The following is a 2956-nucleotide window of genomic DNA, read 5'->3' as shown; positions in this document are numbered from 1 at the left end:
AGGCCCTTGAAGAGTTCGCTCCCTTTGAGCGCGTAAAAAAGTTCAAGCTCATGGAGCAGGAGTTCAGCCAGGAGGATGGGGAGGTGACCCCGACCCTCAAGCTCAAGCGCAAGGAGATCACACGAAGGTACTGGAAAGAGCTGGACTCCCTGTACGAGAAATGAGGGAAACCATGCGCATTTCTCGTATCTGGAAAAATCTGACACGGGGACACCCTTCGACCTGGCTCAGGGCTGACGGGGATGCGGAGACACGGACAGAGAATGTGGCCCAAGGCCGCGGGCCCGTGTAACCACGTATCCAGCTGTCGAAGTAAAAACTCCCATCACCGTCATTCCGGACACGGCATGGCCGTGAGCCGGAATCGAGAAGGGTCGTGGTTCCTGAAACGGTCCTTCCCTTCAAGCTTGAAACGACCTCGGATTCGATCACATCCCATGCCGGTCAGATCTGTCTGAAGGTCAGGCAGGCGTATTACGGATTGTTCCAGATGATCCGGCGAAGGGTCCGCATCGTGTCCATGGCGTAGCGGACGGTTCTGAAAACAGCGGGCTACGTGTTCCTGAGCCTGCCTGCCGCAGGAGCGGGGGAACCATACCCGAAATCCGTCGATGGGACACCTCCGGTCGTGTTTGTGGGGCGGATGGGCGGCACCGGGTCGCTTTCCGAGTCCACCGGCGCCCGTCAACGGCAAAAACGGCCCCGGAAGCGCCCCGAACCAGGGACTGGCTAAAACCAATCTCGGATTTCGGGTCCCTCGAAGCAGTTGACAAAGGTGCTTAAAACGTTGTTATATGTTTGACCTGTTGTAAGACCTTAATACACAAACCTGGATTACAAACTGCAACCAATCAAGAGGGGAAAGGAGCCGATTGATGAAGAGAGGTATTGTATCTGCACTTGTTTCAGCTGCCGTGCTCATGTTCGCGGCAAGCTCTGCCATTGCGGCGGGCTTCAGGATTCCCGAATCAGGCGCGAAAGCCATGGGTACCGCCAACGCATTTGTGGGCCAAGCAGATGACCCATCTGCGGTTCACCATAACCCGGCCGGTTTGACTGGTCTGGAGGGGACGCAGGTCATGGTGGGAATGACCATGATCCAGCCCACATCGGATTTCGAGTTTTTCCTTGGCGGAAAATCGGAAACGGAGGATGCCACCTTCTTGCCACCATATTTCTTCTACTCGAACAACATCGGTGAAGGCGACTGGTGGATTGGGTTCGGGGTGAATGCACCCTTCGGGCTGGGAACGGAGTGGGGCAGCGATGCCATTTTCAACGGTGCTTTGGAAGCTTTTGTTGACTCGGCGCTGGCGGGTGTGCCCCTGGTAACAGAGACCACCCTTGAGATCGTCAAAATAGCTCCTGTGGCCGCATACAAGGTTAACGATCAGTTCGCAGTGGGGTTCGGTCCCGAGTACTACATGGTTAAAACGCTGAAATATGACGGCGGTTCGTCCACTGGTCCTTACTCCCTGGAGGGTGACGGGGCTGGACTGGGTTTTGTTCTGAGTGCTTTTTACGACCTGGATGCTCTGAGCATCGGATTCGCTTGGCACACAGGAGCTAGCCCGGAAGTGGACGTGGATGTGTTAAACTTCCCCACGGACACCTTCGGTGTCACCCATTCCGGGAGTGCGAGCGGAGATCTGAACCTTCCCGACACAATGGCCTTGGGTGTCCGATACGCTTTCAACGACAAAGTTGCAATGAATCTGGACATGGATCTCACCAAATGGTCAAACTATGACAAGTTGGTGTTCAAGGATGGATCCACGACCGTTCGAACGGTCAATAAGGACTACGAAGATGTAACAGCCATCCGCATCGGCATCGACTACAAGATCGACGACCAGTGGACGATCCGGGGTGGTTATCTCTCCGAGCCCTCCCCCGCACCCGATGAGACCTACGACCCCAGACTGCCGGATTCAGACGGTACAGCATTCGTGATCGGTGGCGGTTATAACGCAGGCCAATGGGAGATCAACGCGGCCTACATGCTCCTGACCAAAGAGAGCAGGGACGTGAACTCCAATGAGCCCCTTCCAGGTATTTTTGACTTGCCCTATGACGGTACCTACAGCAGTGAAGTGAGCCTTCTCGGGATGGATCTGACCTATCGGTTCTAGGGATAAAGAGATTCTCATAAAAAAAGGGGCTCCTTACGGAGTCCCTTTTTTTCGTGGTGCGCCCGGCCTGGCGTTTGGTGCTTCAGCACTGTTCGGCTGGATCCCGACAGCCATCCGGAAGATGCAGATGCCTCCAGGGAGGGCCTGAAGCTGGAAGTCGCGGCCGGCCGCCGTGAGGCCCCCTCCCACCCGATGCTATTCGCCTTTACCTGGATTCCGGGTTCTGACCGGAATGACGGAGCGGGGATGGTCCTGTCCGGCCTTTCCCCTTTTCTCATGCCTTTCTCCCATAATCCCTTACCAGTTGCGCTTCTTCTCCAGCTCCTTCAGGAATTTTTTCACCTCTTCCCCGATGATCCCGCCCCTGATGATGGTCGGCGGGGTGGTGGTGAGGTTAAGCACTGTTGAAGGTTGAACCCCGGGAGTCCATCCCCCGTCGATGACGAGGTCCACCGCCATAACAAGCTCTTCATCAAGCTCTTTAATATGTCGTGCCGGAGGTTTGCCGGAGAAGTTGGCGCTGGTAGCGGTGAGTGGTCCCCGGTAACATTTGGCAAGGTCGAGGGCCGGAGACTGGGCTGGAACACGTATACCGATGCTGTCTGTCCCGGCTGTAATACCGCCGGGGAGCCCTCTTGCAGCCTTGAGGACCAGGGTCAAAGGTCCAGGCCAGAACTTTTCGGCCAACAGTTTGAATATGGAAGGCAGCACAGCAGCAGTGCTGCTGACGACGATGATGTCCCCTGCGATGAGAGGGATCGGTTTACCGTAATCTCGGGCCTTTATCTCCACGAGCCGGTCTACCGCTTTGCTGGACCAGGCAT

3 protein-coding genes are annotated in these 2956 nt (G+C 56.1%); 2 read left to right on the top strand and 1 reads right to left on the bottom strand.

Annotated elements, in window-relative coordinates:
* Positions 1-376 precede the first annotated feature (376 nt).
* Both P1S46_12030 and P1S46_12025 read left to right on the top strand, forming a co-directional pair.
* Entirely contained in the window at positions 377-529 is a 153-nt protein-coding gene (locus tag P1S46_12030; protein ID MDF1537198.1) for a hypothetical protein, read from the top strand.
* A gap of 346 nt (positions 530-875) precedes the next feature.
* A complete protein-coding gene (locus P1S46_12025) occupies positions 876-2132 on the top strand; it encodes an outer membrane protein transport protein (GenBank protein ID MDF1537197.1) in 1257 nt (418 codons plus the stop codon).
* 297 nt (positions 2133-2429) lie between these two features.
* On the opposite strand, the gene P1S46_12020 is transcribed toward P1S46_12025, so the two are convergent.
* Positions 2430-2956: L-threonylcarbamoyladenylate synthase (locus P1S46_12020; GenBank protein MDF1537196.1), on the bottom strand; the 527-nt coding region annotated here is incomplete at its 5' end.

The organism is bacterium (genome assembly GCA_029210545.1).
Lineage (GTDB): Bacteria > BMS3Abin14 > BMS3Abin14 > BMS3Abin14 > BMS3Abin14 > JARGFV01.
This window is presented reverse-complemented; position numbering and strand designations above follow the sequence as displayed.

What these genes read in the sequence shown, in the direction of transcription:
- P1S46_12025 (MDF1537197.1), top strand. Translation starts at nt 876, where the DNA reads ATGAAGAGAGGTATTGTATCTGCACTTGTTTCAGCTGCCGTGCTCATG.